We start from the raw sequence: 14,976 nt of genomic DNA on the forward strand, positions 1-14,976 counted from the left end.
ACGGGGGGGGGCAACCACGAGCCCGGCCGTGGCGCCGGGACAACACCAAAAGGAGGATCAGATGATCAAGCATGTCGTCGCATTTCGAATAAACAAGGACCTGAGCGCAGAGGACAAAAACGACGCGATGCATAAAATGAAAACCCTTCTGGAGGCCCTTCCTCCGAAAATCGCCGAGCTGGAGACCGTGGAGGTGGGCATCAACTTCAACCCCACGGAAGCGGCCTTTGACGTGGTTCTCACCACCACCCATCTCAGCAAAGAGGCCCTGAGCGTCTACGCGGGCCATCCCGAGCACCTGGAGGTCCTGGCCTATATCCGATCTGTCATTTCCGACAGGGTGGTGGTGGATTACGAAAGCTGAATCCACCCTCGGCCTTCATCGGTCGCTTTTGTAAAACAGGCCGTGCTTGATCCTGCCGGATCGATCACGGCCTGGTTTGTTTTTTCCGGGAGGGCGGATGAAAGAATGGCGGGTGACCGACGGGATGGGTGCCGGTGACATGGGGAGCGTTCCTGCTAAAGTCAGGGTTGTCATGGGTCGATGAGATACGCATGAACCTGGATGTAGCGCGTCTGCTAAGGGCCGTTCGGGCAAGGGGGCGGCCTGGGTGCGTAAAAACCTGTCGATTTTAGAAAAAAGTGGCTTGATTCGGGAAAAAACGGTCTTATGTTTGTTGGTATCAGATTTTAGGAATACCCTTTCCACTCTTTCGTTGTTTCCGTCTTATTCGCTTTTCCCGAAGAACCCCCTGGTTCGACAATTCAGGTTTCTTTGTCTGGTGTGTCAGTGTTGGGAGGATTCATGCCCTTCCGTTTTATTGACGGGCGTTAGCCTGAAGCATCGCAGGTGTGGTAGTGAAGTTTTTTTTGGCCGCTTTGTCGGCATTTGTGGTAAGTGCGTGTGCCACGACATCGGAGTGGAAAGTCGATCCGGTGGCTGTGGAACGCGACGTGTCCAAAACCCTCCAGCTTTATCCCTCCCAGACAGATTACAGCATCCTGATCGTTCCGGACAGAGAGGCCGTGTCCAAGGAGCACAACCGCATCTTCGGACGCCCCACGAAGGTGCCCGCCTTTTATGCAGCCGTGGAGAACCTTATCGTGATCCCCATGGAGTGTGAGATCCACATCCTGCGCCATGAAATCGGCCACGCCGTGGTGAGGGCCTACTTCAATGAGCCGATCCCCAGCTGGCTCCACGAGGAGCTTGCCCGGAAAGCGGAATCACCTGCTCCGGAGTCGTGAGGGATAACGATCGCCACCTGCTCTTGTCGACAGTCTGGGCCTAAGGTTTGAGAAACCGATCCACCCCTGCCACGAGAAACGTCACCGCGTCTTCCCCAACCTTGAGGATGTCCGCCTCTTCCTCTTTCCAGAAGAGGTAGTTGTAAGCCACCCGTTCGTAGATCCCCACGATGCTGACAGCCAAAACGTCCGCGGAATCCGGGTCGGTGAGGGGCCGGCCCATGTTTTCCGCCATGAAGAGAATCGCCTTGCGCACATCCTCGGTGAGCTGGGTAAACCCTTTTTTCCTGGCTTTTTCCACGGCCTGGCTGTGTCCCACCGCTTCCCGGAAGAGGAGGGTCACCTTTTCAGGGTGAGGAATGCAGAAATCTTTAAAGAAGGAGATCCCGGCCCGCCTGAACCCGTCCAGGGTGCCGTCGGAGTTGGTAAACTCCGAGCCCACCAGCTTCCTGAGTTCATAAGAGATCTCTTCGGTGAGGCGGATGAGAAGGGCCTCTTTGTTTTTGAAGTAGAAGTAGACCGTGCCCACGGACACTTCGGCGGCGTTGGCGATTTCATTGGCGCTGGTCTTGTGAAAACCCTTTGCCACAAAGAGATTTAAAGCCGCATCGAGAATAGTGCGCTTCCGGTGGGCTTTTTCCCGCCTGCGCCTGGCCGTTGAGGGTTTTTCTTGTCTGGTGGTGTCCGTGTTTTCCTGCATCAAGCTCTCCAAAGTCTGTATTTCCGCGCAATCCATCCACATTCCATAGCAAACCCCACAACGCGGGCCAAGGCAAAGTATGGGCAGTTCCCGCACCGCTTTGCGTAACGCGATCCGCCAGCGTGCATCGCACGTTAAGCGGTAGGTACGGCGTACCCTAATGTTTTGCTCGAGCCGCATCGGAGTCGCCATGGCCTGTCGGGCGCGGTTCCCGCACCGATTAGCGCAACGCAAACCGCCATCGTGCATCGTACGTCAAACGGTTCGCACGGCGCATCCTTGCGTTTTGCTCGAGCCGCATCGGGGTTCCGTGGCCTGTAGGGTGCGGCTCCCGCACCGATTAGCGTAACGCGAGCCGGCAGCGTGCATCGTGCGTCACGCGGTACGCATGGCGTACTCTTGCGTTTTGCTCGAGCCGCGTCGGAGTAGTCGTGGCCTGTAGGGTGCGGCTCCCGCACCGATTAGCGCAACGCGAACCGTCATCGTGCCTCGTAAATCAAGCAGTGCATACGGCACACCCGCAAGCTGCTTTCAAGATGGCACAGCATGCCACCGGAGTTCTTCCGGTTAAACCGATAATGGACAAGTTACGATAGCGTATCCCATACCGTCGATGGGAGAGAGCATGTCCGCCTAAACCACCGGCGTTTGTATCGGGCGAAGCCCGAGCCGAAGGCCCTTGCGCTTTGGCCCGAGGAACGAGGGACAAAGCGCAAGGGCAATCAGCTTTCGAGGTGGCTCACCTCGCCGCCGGAGGCACGCTTTTTGAGCCGACTTTAACCATAAAATTCTTATCTCAGTCAGTTTCCCAGCGTTTTCGGCACCTCCATGGGCTGGCATCGGAGGTATTCCCCCAGGGTTTTGGCCTGGGCGTCGATGCGGGAGGAGGCTGCCACGCCATCGCCCAGGATGCCCCGGATGTAAAAATTGACGGCGTTCAGGTTGGGCAGGGACCAGCGGTCCACGGCAAAGGGGGCCAGGTCGGGCAGGAGCTCTTTGAGGCGCGCCGGGGTTAGGGTCTCCTGCAAGAAGTGAAAGGCCTCGGGGGTCCTGGCCCAGACGCCGAGGTTGGCGTTGCCTCCTTTGTCCCCGGAGCGGGTGGCGAACAGGTGGCCCATGGGCAGGGTGATGGTGGCACCTGTCGTTGGCGCTTCGTCACCGGGCGTATCCGGGGGCAGTGCTCCTGCGCCGTTGCCCTCTACGGGGTCCACGAGGATGGTGGTGTTGTGGATGTGGACGGCTTCGCAGAGGTTGCCTTTGTGGATGAGGGCGGGCCAGTGGATGATCTCCGGAACGGCAGGTGCCGGAGGAGCCGTGAGGTTGAAGCCAGGGATGGAGGAGAGGGCGAGCTCCACCACCTTTGCGGTGAAGGCGCGGCCCACTTTTTTCTCGTCCGGGTCCCGCACGGTGATGCGCAGGAGGTTCATGGCCTCTTCCATGCATCGGGGGCAGGGGTGGGCGCTGCGTAAGAGCTGGGTCTCCACCGAAGCAAACCGCTTCCGCCCTTCGGGGCCGTCAAAGAGCATCTCTTCCACGATGCGGGCTTTTGCGTCCGGGTCAAGGCCCGTGAGAAGGACCGAGACTGTGTTCCGATACCCTCCGATGGTGTTGATGCACACTTTGGCCGTGGCAGGGGGGGGCGAACCCTTGCAGCCCGAGAGCCGCACCCGGTCTTTTCCTTCACCGGAAATGCGCAGGGTGTCGAAGCGGGCCGTGACGTCCGGGTTCAGGTAGGCTGGAGATTCAATTTCATAGAGAAGCTGGGCCGTGACCGTACCCACGGAGACCAGGCCTCCGGTGCCTTCGTGCTTGGTGATGACCGACGAGCCGTCTTGTTCCATGACGGCCAGAGGAAAGCCCACCTTTGTCCAGGAGGGGACCTCTTGGAAATGGGAGTAGTTGCCCCCGGTGGCCTGGGTACCGCACTCAATGACGTGACCGGCCGCCACCGCCCCTGCCAGGGCGTTCCAGTTATCCCGTTTCCAGCCGAAATGCCAGGCGCAGGGACCGGACACAAGGGATGCGTCGGCAAGGCGCCCGCCGATAACGATATCCGCCCCTTGACCCAGGGCTTCGGCAATTCCCCAACCCCCCAGATAGGCGTTGGCCGTGATGGGAAAGCCCCCGCCCTCGGACAGGGGCGTGCCCCGGTCAAGGTGGCAAAAGCTTTCTCCGCCCTTCTGAAGGCCTGCAAGGTTGGGCATGAGGTCGTCTCCTTCGATGCAGGCAATAACCGGTGAAAGCCCCAATGCCGCCGCCACCTTTTCAAGGGCCGCGCAAAGCCCCCTGGGGTTGAGCCCTCCTGCGTTGGCCACCACGCGGATTCCGCGCTCCAGGCAGGTGCCCATCACCTCTTCCATCTGTTTCAAAAAGGATCCCGCATACCCCAGGGACGGATCCTTGCGTCGGGCCTTGAACAACAGGGCCATGGTCAGCTCTGCCAGGTAATCCCCGGTGAGCACATGGATCTCCCCGTCCTCCACCATCTCCTTCATGGCCGAGAACCGATCCCCGTAAAACCCGCTGCAATTGGCAATGATCAAGTTTTCGTCAGCATGTTCGTGTGGCATGAGGCCTCCTGCTAGCTTATGCCTCCGGCGGCCCTGCCGGGGGCTAAACTTTTAAAAAGTTTAACAAATAGGTCTTAAAAACTCATTTTTGAAGCGATCTCGTTTAAAGGCGAATGTGATTTGACCCGAGGAACGAGGGGAAAAAGCGCATTCGCGACCTGCTTTCAAGGTGGCACACCTTGCCGCCGGAGGCTTTTTTTTATGTTCCGTTAAACTCCGGTGTCCGTTTTTCCATAAAGGCTTTCAGGCCTTCGGCGGCGTCTTGTGTGGCGATGACGCGGGTGAGGGCCTGGGCGAGGCTGTCAACGGCTTTGTCAAAGGGCAGGGTCTCCACGGACGCGAAGGCCTCCTTGCCCAGGCGCAGGCCGATGGGGCTTTTGCCCGCCAGCAGGCAGAGAAGATCACGGGTCTCGGTCTCAAGGGTTTCTGTGGGGTGCAGGGCCGTGACAAGGCCCATGGACAGGGCTTCATCCGCTTCGATCATGCGCCCGGTGAGGATCATCTCCATGGCTTTCTTGCGGGGGACGTTGCGGAAGATGAGGGCGCCGATCATCATGGGGAAGAGCCCCACGTTGACCTCCGGGGTGCCGAAGCGGCTCTTGTCGTCGGCCAGGACCATGTCACAGGCGAGCATCAGGCCCATGCCCCCTGCCAGGCAGTACCCCTGAACCATGGCCACCGTGGGCTTGGGAAAGGTGCGGAGCCTGTGGAGCAGCCGGGCGTAGGCCAGGGCCGTGGGCAGGGCATCCCCATCGGTCTTGATGGCCGAGCCCAGGTCCGCCCCGGTGCAGAAAGCCCGGGATCCCGCACCCCGGATGAGGACGCACCGTACCGAGGCATCCGTCTCCACGGCGTCCAGATGATCGTGGAAAAGGGCGATGGCCTCCGGGCTCAAAGCGTTTTTACGGGCCTCGCGGTTGATGGTGATGCAGGCCACGGCATCCGTGACCGTGTAAAGCAGGTGGGGTGCGTCTGTCATGGCAATCTCCTTTGGTGTGGAAAGCGGTGCCTGTTGATGATCATCATTGGGAAAAAACGCCGTAACTATTCAGCTTATGCCTCCGGCGGCCCTGCCGGGGGCTAAACTTTTAAAAAGTTTAACAAACAGGTTTTAAAAATCTTTTTGAGTGAATTTTTACATTAAAGGCGGATGTGATTTGACCCGAGGAACGAGGGGCAAAGCGCATCCGCAACCTGATTTCAAGGTGGCACACCTTGCCGCCGGAGGCTATTTTTTGAGCTGAATAGATACACGGTCTCTTTGGACAGGGTCGCAAGCGTCGACGTCGCATGAGTCGTGATTTTAACATTGCTGATTGTCCGGTTTAGCCGCCGGTTCCTGTTTTTTCTTCCTCCTGCCCTTTGGGTTCAAGGCTTACAAGGATCTCACCCGGCATCACCTGATCGCCCGGGTTGGCGTTGATGGCCGAGACCCTGGCGTGAAAGGGGGCTGCCAGTGTGGTCTCCATCTTCATGGCGGAGACGGTGACAAGGGGGGTGCCTTTGTCCACCTGGTCGCCCGGGGCCACGAGGACGGCCACCACCACCGAGGGCATGGGCGGAGTGACGTCTCCCGGCAGCTCGTCGGGGGGGCTTGGTGCGTGGGCAAGCCGGTCCGCGTCGAAGATTTCCACGGGAACGCCGCCTATGGTGACGCGTTTGCCGCCTTCGATCTCCTCGACATGGGCAAGGAAGCTTCGGCCGTTGATAAACAGATGGAGTTTTGTCTTATCCACGGGTACAGCCGAGACGGTGTAGGGGATTCCGTCGATTTCAGTTGTGAATTCGTCCTTGTGGGCGGTACAGGTGAGGACGGTTTCGGTGTCTCCTGTTTTGCATCGGTAGTCCATGGCCTTCTCCATGTGGAATGAACCTTCGTTTGATGGCTTTTGGTGAAGCGCTTTGCCTTTTATGATGATTACGGGCGAAGCCCGTCAGCGAATGGGATCGGCCTGAGGAACAAAGGCCGGGAGCATTCGCGAGCCTGGGGTGCAAGGGATTTATCCCCTGCTTATATTCGAAAAGGCCCGAGCCGGGTCCAGGGGGACGGGTGGGCAGAGGGGCCTTGGGGCTGTGCAGTCTTTGCCTGGCCGAAGAGGTCGTGGGCAACGTAGGCGAGGAGGGCCTCGGTCACCGGAGGGGTTGGGGCCCAGCCCGAGAGGGTGGTGTCAATGGTGTCGGTTTTGATCTGGCCGTCCCGGAACGCTTCGGATTCCAGAAGGTCGATGAGAAAGGGCACGGGGCTTTTGATGCCGGTGATGACGGTTTGTTTCAAGGCCTGGAGCATGCGCTGGGTGGCAGCCTGTCGGTCCTGGCCGAAGGTGATGAGCTTGGAGAGAATGGGGTCGTACTCCATGGGCACGGTCCACCCCTGGTAGACCCCGCTGTCCACGCGGACGCCGGGGCCTGAGGGTTCTTCCAGGGTCCGGAGGGTGCCGGGGCAGGGCATGAAGTTGTTTGCCGGGTCTTCGGCGTAGATGCGGCACTCCACGGCGTGGCCCCGTGGGATGATGTCCTCCTGGGACAAGGCCAGGGGCTCGCCCGCTGCAATGCGGATCTGCTCTCTCACCAGGTCCACGCCGGTGACCATCTCGGTGACGGGGTGCTCTACCTGAAGGCGGGTGTTGACCTCCAGAAAGTAAAAGTTCATCTCCTGGTCCACCAGGAACTCAAAGGTGCCTGCGTTGGTGTACCCCACGGCTTTGGCCGCGTTGACCGCCGCCATGCCCATGGTGTGCCTGAGCGTTTCGTCCACCACCGGCGAGGGGCATTCCTCCACGATTTTCTGGTGGCGCCGCTGGGCCGAACACTCCCGCTCAATAAGGTGGATGGCGTTTCCGAAGGTATCGGCCAGGATCTGTACCTCGATGTGGCGGGGCCCTTCTAAGTATTTCTCGATGTAAACCTCGCCGCTTCCGAAGGCAGCCAACGCTTCGGCCGAAGCTGCCGCCAGGGCCGCCTCCAGCTCCGCAGGCCGCGAGACGGTTCTCATCCCCTTGCCCCCGCCCCCGGCAGCCGCCTTCACCACCACGGGATACCCCATGGCAAGGGCCGCCTTCTCCTGCTCTTCCAAGGAGGCCTCACCCCCCAAGGTCCCCGGGATGATGGGAAGCCCTTCGGCAGACAGTCTTTTTCTTGCCGCCGTCTTGTCCCCCAGCAGGTGGATCACCTCAGGCTCCGGTCCAATGAAGAGAAACCCCTCGGCCCTGCATCGTTCCGCAAACTCCGCGTTCTCCGCCAGGAACCCGTATCCCGGGTGGATCGCTTGAGCCCCCGTGCTACGTGCCGCCCCAACAATGGCGTCCATGTTGAGATAACTCTGCGCCGCCTCGGCAGGCCCGATACACACTGCCTCGTCCGCGGCCAGCACATGGGCCGCCTTGCGGTCCACCTCCGAATACACCGCCACCGTCCCGATTCCCATCTCACGGCAGGTGCGCATAATCCGAATCGCAATCTCCCCTCGATTGGCGATCAATACCTTATCAATGGTCTGAGTCATTTTTTGCCTCGTCGTTAACATCGGGTTAAAAAGCGTGCCTCCGGCGGCCAGGGGATAAATCCCCTGGACCCCAGGTTCGGGAATGCTCTTTCGCCTTCGTTCCTCAGGCTCATCACATTCCCTATAGTCCTCAGCTTTCGAGGTGGCACACCTCGCCGCCGGAGGCTATTTCTTTTCACATCCTGAACACTCCAAACCCTTCCTTGTCGTCACGCAGGGGGGCGTTGAGGGCTGCGGAGATGGAGAGGGCCAGGACGGTGCGGGTGTCTTTGGGGTCGATGATGCCGTCGTCCCAGAGGTGGGAGGTGCTGTAGTAGGCGTCGCCTTCCTTTCGGGCGGCGTCCATGACCGGGACCTTGATCTGATCGACCATCTCGTCGGTGAGGGGGGGCTGTCCTTCCCGGGCGAGTTGGTCGTTTTTGACGGTGACAAGGACGCCTGCGGCCTGCTCGCCGCCCATGACGCCGATCTCGTGGCAGGGCCAGGTCCAGAGGAGGCGGGGGCTGTAGGCCCTGCCGCACATGCCGTAGTTTCCGGCGCCGAAGGAGGCTCCCACCATGACGGTGAACTTGGGCACCGAGGCGGTGGCCACGGCGTTGACCATCTTGTGGCCATCCTTGGTGATGCCCTGGGCCTCATAGGCCTTGCCGATGATGTAGCCGTTGATGTTCTGGAGGAAGACCAGGGGGATGCCACGTCGGTCGCAGAGCTGGATGAACTGGGTGGCCTTGAGGGCGCTCTCGGAGAAGAGGATGCCGTTGTTGCCCAGGATGCCCACGGGGTAGCCGTGGATATGGGCGAAGCCGCACACCAGGGTAGAGCCGTACAAAGGCTTGAATTCGTGGAAGTCGCTGCCGTCCACGAGGCGGGCGATGATCTCCCGGACGTCGTAGGGTATTTTCAGCTCATGGCTGACGATGCCGTAGAGCTCTTCGGGGTCGTAGAGGGGCTCGGTGGGCTCGGCCATGGGCATGGTGCTTTTGCCATTTCCGGGAAGCTGGCGGACGGACTCGCGCACCATGGCAAGGGCCTGGGCATCGTTTTCCGCCTGGTAATCAGAGACCCCGGACTCCCGACAGTGGAGGTCGGATCCGCCCAGCTCTTCGGCGGTGACTTCTTCGCCGGTGGCGGCTTTGACCAGGGGCGGTCCGCCCAGGAAGATGGCGCCGGTGCCCTTTACATGGACCACCTCGTCGCTCATGGCCGGGATGTAGGCGGCCCCGGCCGTGCAAAGCCCCATGACCGAGGTGATCTGAGGGATGCCCATCTTGGACATCATGGCCTGGTTGTAGAAGACCCGGCCTCCGTCGTCGATATCGGGAAACACCTCGGACTGCAGGGGTAGAAAGGCCCCGCCCGAATCAATGAGGTAGACCGTGGGCAGGCGGTTCTCCATGGCCACGGCCTGGCACCGGAGGGTCTTTTTCACCCCCATGGGATAGACCGTGCCCCCCTTGATGGTGGGGTCGTTGGCGTGGACCATCACCTCCCGGCCGTGAATTACTCCGATGCCCATGACGCTGCCCGCACCGTGGACCTTGCCGTCGTACTGGCCGTAGGCTGCCAGGGCCCCCAACTCCAGAAAAGGTGTGTTGCGATCCAAGAGAAGGTCCAGCCGCTCCCGCACCGACAGCTTGTTTTGCTGAGCCAGCCGGGATTTCGCCTTGTCTGACCGGGCCTCCCGTGCTTCCTGGAGCCGTTCCTTCAAAACCCCCACCCGCTCGGACATTGCCTCAACATTCTTTCGGTAGGTGTCAGACGTTGTATTCACCGCAGATCTGATAACAGCCATATATCCTCCGTGTTTGGAATCATTTCTTAGGGCACAGGGAAAAAACAAAAGCGTGCCTCCGGCGGCGAGGTGAGCCACCTCGAAAGCTGATTGCCATTGCGCTTCGCCCTTCGTTCCTCAGGGCAAATCGCAATGGCGTTCGCTGCGGGCTACGCCCGCCACAAAAGCAGGTGATTGTCCTAACATTTCTACAAGTTCCGCAAGGCTGTGGTCACGGTGTCTCTACTTGACCGAAATTGGATTCAATCATGGTGTCTTTAGCAGCGAGGTGTGCGACCAGGTTTAAAGTAAGCGAATCCCCACTGCCCTTCATCTGGTTTCTATAAGAATGAAACAGGCCTCTTCTGCAAAAGCGGTTGTTACGTGGCACACCCCACGCGAATGCCCCGAAAACGTGAGCATCAAGGCTGCCTCCATGCATTCGCCATAGGGTTTCCAGGTGCCCCCACCTGGCCGCCGGAGGCTGCTTTTTATGCCGTTAATATTTCAGCAGCATGTTGCCGATGGCCTCTTTGGTCTGGCCCACGGAGGCGCCTTCCACGCGCAGGGCCTGAATGGTTGCCAGGCGGTCGGCGGGGCCTCCTTTTTCAAATCCTTGTTCGCCCATGACGGAGAGGGCGGAGGAGGCGATCTCTTCGGCGGCGTTGCTGCAGAAGACCCGGGCGCAGTGGGCGGCCATGGCGGCGTCGCTCTCTTCGGTGGCGATGAGGGCTGAGGCGTTGGCGTTCATGAGGCGGCTGGTCTGGAGCAGGGTGTACATGGTGGCCAGGGTGAAGCCCACTTCCTGGCGTGCGATGGGGGGCTTGCCACCGTCGGGTTTGGTTTTGGCCGCTTTTTTGGCCTGTTCGAAAAGGGCGGCGGCGTGGCCGGTGGCTTCGGATGCCTGGAGCTGGGTTTTCAGGAGGGTGAGAAGCGGGGCCATGGGGGCGCCTGGCTCAAGGACGGATACGTGGGTATGGGCAAGGCTTGCGCCGCGGGCCGTCAGGGTAAATAGGCCGGTGGCTCCCCGGGTGAGGAAGATATCCTGGGTTCCCTGCTCGATGAGAAACAGGGCCGGGGCTTCGTCCACGGTGCCTGCGGCCACGATAAGGTCGGCGATGTCGGCTCCGGGGATGCCCGTTAAGGTACCGGATATGAGGGTCTCGTTTTTGTGGGATGTTCCGGTGAGGCCTTCGGCGCCCGGAGGGGTGTCAAAGGCTGCGGTGGCAAGGGTTTTTCCGCTTTGGACGGGTTCCACCCAGTCTGCGTGCCAGGATTTCTGGCCAAACCGCTTTAGAAGGGGCGCTGCGATGCGCAGGCCGTATTCAATGGTGCGGTAGGCGTTGGGGTTCCACTGGGCCAGGCGTTCCTGTGCGCCGGGAAGGGCCGTGGCGAGGCCGGGGGCGTCCAGGGTTGTGTAGCCGGTATCCGAGAGCAGGTCGATGAGGGCTTTCGGGTGCTCATCGGGGTGGGTGCCGAGGATGGTTTCAAGGGAGAGGAACAGGTCGCGTTCTTCCCGGGTGTGCTCAAAGTTCATGGCAGGTCCCCCTATATCATTTTGGAGATGATCATTTTCTGGACATCGGAGGTGCCGCCGCCGATGGGGGCGAGGCGTCCGTCCCTGAAGATGCGTTCCATGCCGTACTCGTGGCAGTAGCCGTATCCGCCGTGGAGCAGGAGGGCGTCGTTGCTGGGGCCCAGGAGCCAGTCCCCCACAAAGAGTTTGGCCACGGCTGCTTCCAGGTGGTTGACGGGCTTGCCCTGGCCTTTGCACCAGGCGATACGGTAGACAAGGAGCTTGGCCGCTTCGGCGAAGATCTTCATGGAGGCGAGTTTCTCTTTGGTGGCGTAGAACGCGCCGATGGGGCGCCCGAACTGTTCCCTGCCCTTGGCGTAGGCCACGGAGCGGGCAAGGGCGTGGTTGATGCCGCCCACCATGGGGGAGAGCAGGGCGCTGCGGTCCCACTCCACGGTCTGCATGGCCATGAGAAAGCCCGTGCCTTCGGCGCCCACCAGGTTTTCTGCAGGGATGGCGCAGTCGGAGAAGAAGAGTTCCGATGTCTGGGAGCTTCTGCAGCCCAGTTTGTTCATGGGCGGCCCGGCCTCAAAGCCGGGGGTGCCTTTCTCGACGATGAATGCGGAGATGCCGTCGTGGGCTTTGGTCGGGTCGGTTTTGGCGTAGATGAGGGCCACATCGGCGATGGGGCCGTTGGTGATGAAGGTTTTGCTGCCGTTTAACACATAGGTGTCGCCCTTTCTGGTGGCCGTGGTTTTCATGGAGGCGACGTCGGAGCCGGCGCTGGGTTCGGTGAGCCCCATGCAGCCGATTTTTGCGCCGGAGATGAGGTCCGGCAGGTATGTTTGCCTTTGGGCCTCGGTGCCGTGGCAGCAGAGGGTGTCGGCGCAGAGGAAGGAGTGGGCGCCGTAGGAGAGGGTGAGCCCTCCGTCCACTCCTGCTTCTCCCAGGGCTTCTCCAGCCAGAACCGTGGTGACCACGTCGGCGCCGGAGCCGCCGTAGGTTTCCGGGAGGTGGAGGCCCAGAAGGCCGAACTCTCCCATTTTCCGAAAGGCGTCAAAGTCGAAGGTGTGGTTCCGATCGTTCTCTTCCACGCGGGGGACGATCTCTTTCCGGGCAAATCGGATCACCTCTTTTTTGAACATCAGTTGGTCTTTGGTAAACGCGAATTCCATAAGGCCTCCAGGGGTGGGATGGATGGATCCGGCGAAAAGGCAGGGCCGGCGGGAAGCTTGGGTAAAACGCAATTCCAGAATTGAATGATATTCAGAATAAAAATATAATTCATATCAAAAGTCAAGAAAAGAGTGGGGAGATCCGGGGCAAGGGTCGGGTATCACGCGAGATTTTCAGGGGCGTCAGGCCGAATACGGTGTGGCGTTGAATTCCCATCTAATATTAGGAATCCTTGTGTTGCAAATGTCCCGTTATGCGAAAATTTAAATCTGTGAAACAGAAGGTTACGTGTATGGCGAGATTCCCTTGATGGGCGTACGTCTGCGCCATAAGGCGGGGATGGGGCGCTGTTAGCATCATAATTACAAGGGTTTTAAAGTTCCTTTATTTATGTTAGCCTGTTTCGGTTTTTGCGAGATGACTGACTTTGCCGCGCTTTTTATGTGCGACCAAGTTTTGAAAAGTTATTTGAAAACAAATTGTTGCTTTATTGCTTTCTTAGTATTTTAAATTTCGGGTAGTATGCTGCTCGTGTAAGGTATGAAGTGAGTGATCATCCCGCATGTTTTCTCGGCCCCCGGTAAGGTTGTCCTTAATGCCCGTGGGCCGGATTCCGGTTGTTCCGGAGAGGCGAGAAGGATCTGCAGGCATATTTTTCATGGGACTCGCACGGCAGCTTTCCGGCAGCAACACCCGAGGAAATCAGGTTTATGGCTTGATTTCCTCGGGTGTGCTGCAGGGTTTCATGATGCTCTGAAGGCCCGGTTAAACAGGGTCGGCGGCCAGGGATCTTCATCGCCCTTCGGGTTTCTTGAAACACTCAGTGGATTTTTCTTATGACAGACAGCGAGTTAAACCCTCAGGGGGCTTCCGATGCCTCTTCTGCGCCTTCGGGCGCGTCTCCCCGCTTTGATGTCCATCCCCAGGTTTTTTTCACCTCAGCAGCCATTATTGTTGGCTTTGTGGTGTTTACCATCTTTTTTCACCAGAAGGTCGGCGATTTTTTTGGGCCGCTTCAGGCCGCGATTTCCTCCAATGCCGGCTGGTTTTTTATCTGGACCATGAACATCATCCTCTTCTTTGCCCTCTACCTGATGTTCAGCCGGTACGGAGACATCCGACTGGGAGGGGAAGACGCCGAACCTGATTTCAGCACCCTCAGCTGGTTTTCCATGCTCTTTTCCGCGGGCATGGGCATCGGCCTTCTTTTTTACGGGGTGGCAGAGCCCATGTACCACTTCGGTGCCAGCCCGTTTCCTTCAGATGGCCCCACGGAAGCAGCGCGAACCGCCATGGCCATCACTTTTCTCCACTGGGGATTCCACCCCTGGGCCGTCTACTCCATCGTGGGACTGGCCCTGGCCTTTTTCAGCTTTAACAAAGGGCTTCCCCTCTCCATCCGCGCGGTGTTTTACCCCCTTCTCGGAGAGCGTATCCACGGCTTCTGGGGCAACGTCATCGACATTCTGGCCACGGTGGCCACCCTTTTTGGTGTGGCGTCGTCCCTGGGGTTCGGTGTTCAGCAGATCAACGCCGGTCTGGCCCACCTTTTCGGGTGGGAGCAGAGTGCCACCACCCAGCTATGGCTCATCGCAGGGATTACGGCCATTGCAACGACGTCTGTGGTGAAGGGGCTGGATGCGGGTATCCGAAGGCTCTCGGAGCTCAATGTTTGGCTGGCCACGGGGCTGTTGCTCTTTGTTCTGGTGTGCGGTCCCACGCTCTTTATTTTCAACGGTCTCCTCGAAAACATCGGATCCTACATTCAGAACTTTCCCAAGCTGGCCACCTGGAGCGAAACCTTTGAGAACACCAACTGGCAGAACGGCTGGACCGTCTTTTACTGGGGGTGGTGGATTGCCTGGTCTCCCTTTGTGGGGATGTTTATCGCCCGAGTCTCCAAGGGGCGTACCGTCCGTGAGTTTATCATGGGGGTCCTCTGCATTCCGGCCTTTGTCACCTTTGTGTGGCTGACGGTGTTCGGGAACTCCGCGCTGTTCATCGAGATGTTCGGTGGCGGCGGCATTGCCGAGGCTGTGGCCAAGAACGTGCCGGTCTCTTTGTTTGTCCTTCTTGAGCACTTTCCTTTATCCGGCATCTCCTGTGTGCTGGGGGTTCTCGTGGTGGTGAGCTTTTTCGTGACCTCGTCGGATTCGGGGTCCATGGTCATCGACATCATCACCGCCGGCGGTAACCCGGATCCCCCCATTCCCCAGCGTCTTTTCTGGGCCATCCTGGAAGGGGTGGTGGCGGCGACCCTGCTGCTCTGCGGCGGCCTGGCCGCCCTGCAGTCTGCGGTAATCACCACGGGCCTTCCCTTCGGCATTGTCCTGATCATCATGTGCGTGAGCCTGAAGAAAGGGCTCAACGAGTACATCGGGGTCCAGACCTTCAGCGTGAAGACCGGGAAAAAGAAGGGCGAAGAGTTTGAGATCGAGGGTGCCGAGGCGCCCCACGTTGTGTTTGCGCGTAAGAAGAGCGCCTGATCTGCAA

Annotated in this window: 11 protein-coding genes; 3 read left to right on the top strand and 8 right to left on the bottom strand. The window is 59.4% G+C overall.

Annotation, left to right across the window (positions count from 1 at the left end):
* Window positions 1–61 precede the first annotated feature (61 nt).
* Complete coding sequence (locus tag ACOYW0_RS12200; RefSeq protein ID WP_482418693.1) at window positions 62–364, top strand: Dabb family protein; 303 nt, start codon at window positions 62–64, stop codon at window positions 362–364.
* 494 nt (window positions 365–858) lie between these two features.
* A complete protein-coding gene (locus tag ACOYW0_RS12205; RefSeq protein WP_482418694.1) occupies window positions 859–1,248 on the top strand; it encodes a hypothetical protein in 390 nt (129 codons plus the stop codon).
* 40 nt (window positions 1,249–1,288) lie between these two features.
* Here ACOYW0_RS12205 and ACOYW0_RS12210 read toward each other — a convergent pair whose 3' ends face one another.
* The 8 genes from ACOYW0_RS12210 to ACOYW0_RS12245 form a co-directional block, all read right to left on the bottom strand.
* Window positions 1,289–1,948 carry a TetR/AcrR family transcriptional regulator gene (locus ACOYW0_RS12210; protein ID WP_482418695.1) on the bottom strand — a complete coding sequence of 220 codons (660 nt, stop codon included), beginning with the start codon at window positions 1,946–1,948 and terminating at the stop codon, window positions 1,289–1,291.
* 800 nt (window positions 1,949–2,748) lie between these two features.
* Entirely contained in the window at window positions 2,749–4,518 is a 1,770-nt protein-coding gene (locus ACOYW0_RS12215) for an acyclic terpene utilization AtuA family protein (RefSeq protein WP_482418696.1), read from the bottom strand.
* A gap of 199 nt (window positions 4,519–4,717) precedes the next feature.
* Window positions 4,718–5,497, bottom strand: a complete 780-nt coding sequence (locus ACOYW0_RS12220) for an enoyl-CoA hydratase/isomerase family protein (protein ID WP_482418697.1) — start codon at window positions 5,495–5,497, stop codon at window positions 4,718–4,720.
* A gap of 346 nt (window positions 5,498–5,843) precedes the next feature.
* Entirely contained in the window at window positions 5,844–6,368 is a 525-nt protein-coding gene (locus tag ACOYW0_RS12225; protein ID WP_482418698.1) for an acyl-CoA carboxylase biotin carboxyl carrier protein subunit, read from the bottom strand.
* Between the two features lie 161 nt (window positions 6,369–6,529).
* Window positions 6,530–8,020 carry an acetyl-CoA carboxylase biotin carboxylase subunit gene (gene accC / locus ACOYW0_RS12230; RefSeq protein WP_482418699.1) on the bottom strand — a complete coding sequence of 497 codons (1,491 nt, stop codon included), beginning with the start codon at window positions 8,018–8,020 and terminating at the stop codon, window positions 6,530–6,532.
* A 175-nt stretch (window positions 8,021–8,195) separates the two neighbouring features.
* Window positions 8,196–9,812, bottom strand: coding sequence for an acyl-CoA carboxylase subunit beta (locus ACOYW0_RS12235; RefSeq protein WP_482418700.1), 1,617 nt, complete (start codon window positions 9,810–9,812; stop codon window positions 8,196–8,198).
* Window positions 9,813–10,290: 478 nt separating this feature from the next.
* A complete protein-coding gene (locus ACOYW0_RS12240) occupies window positions 10,291–11,328 on the bottom strand; it encodes an acyl-CoA dehydrogenase family protein (RefSeq protein ID WP_482418701.1) in 1,038 nt (345 codons plus the stop codon).
* Between the two features lie 11 nt (window positions 11,329–11,339).
* The gene (locus ACOYW0_RS12245) at window positions 11,340–12,482 is read right to left on the bottom strand and encodes an acyl-CoA dehydrogenase family protein (RefSeq protein WP_482418702.1); all 1,143 of its coding nucleotides are present in this window, start codon (window positions 12,480–12,482) and stop codon (window positions 11,340–11,342) included.
* Window positions 12,483–13,319: 837 nt separating this feature from the next.
* Here ACOYW0_RS12245 and ACOYW0_RS12250 point away from each other — a divergent pair.
* A complete protein-coding gene (locus tag ACOYW0_RS12250) occupies window positions 13,320–14,969 on the top strand; it encodes a BCCT family transporter (protein WP_482418703.1) in 1,650 nt (549 codons plus the stop codon).
* The last annotated feature ends 7 nt before the right edge of the window (window positions 14,970–14,976 follow it).

The sequence above is a fragment of the Desulfoluna sp. HI9BLuna genome (assembly GCF_056829775.1).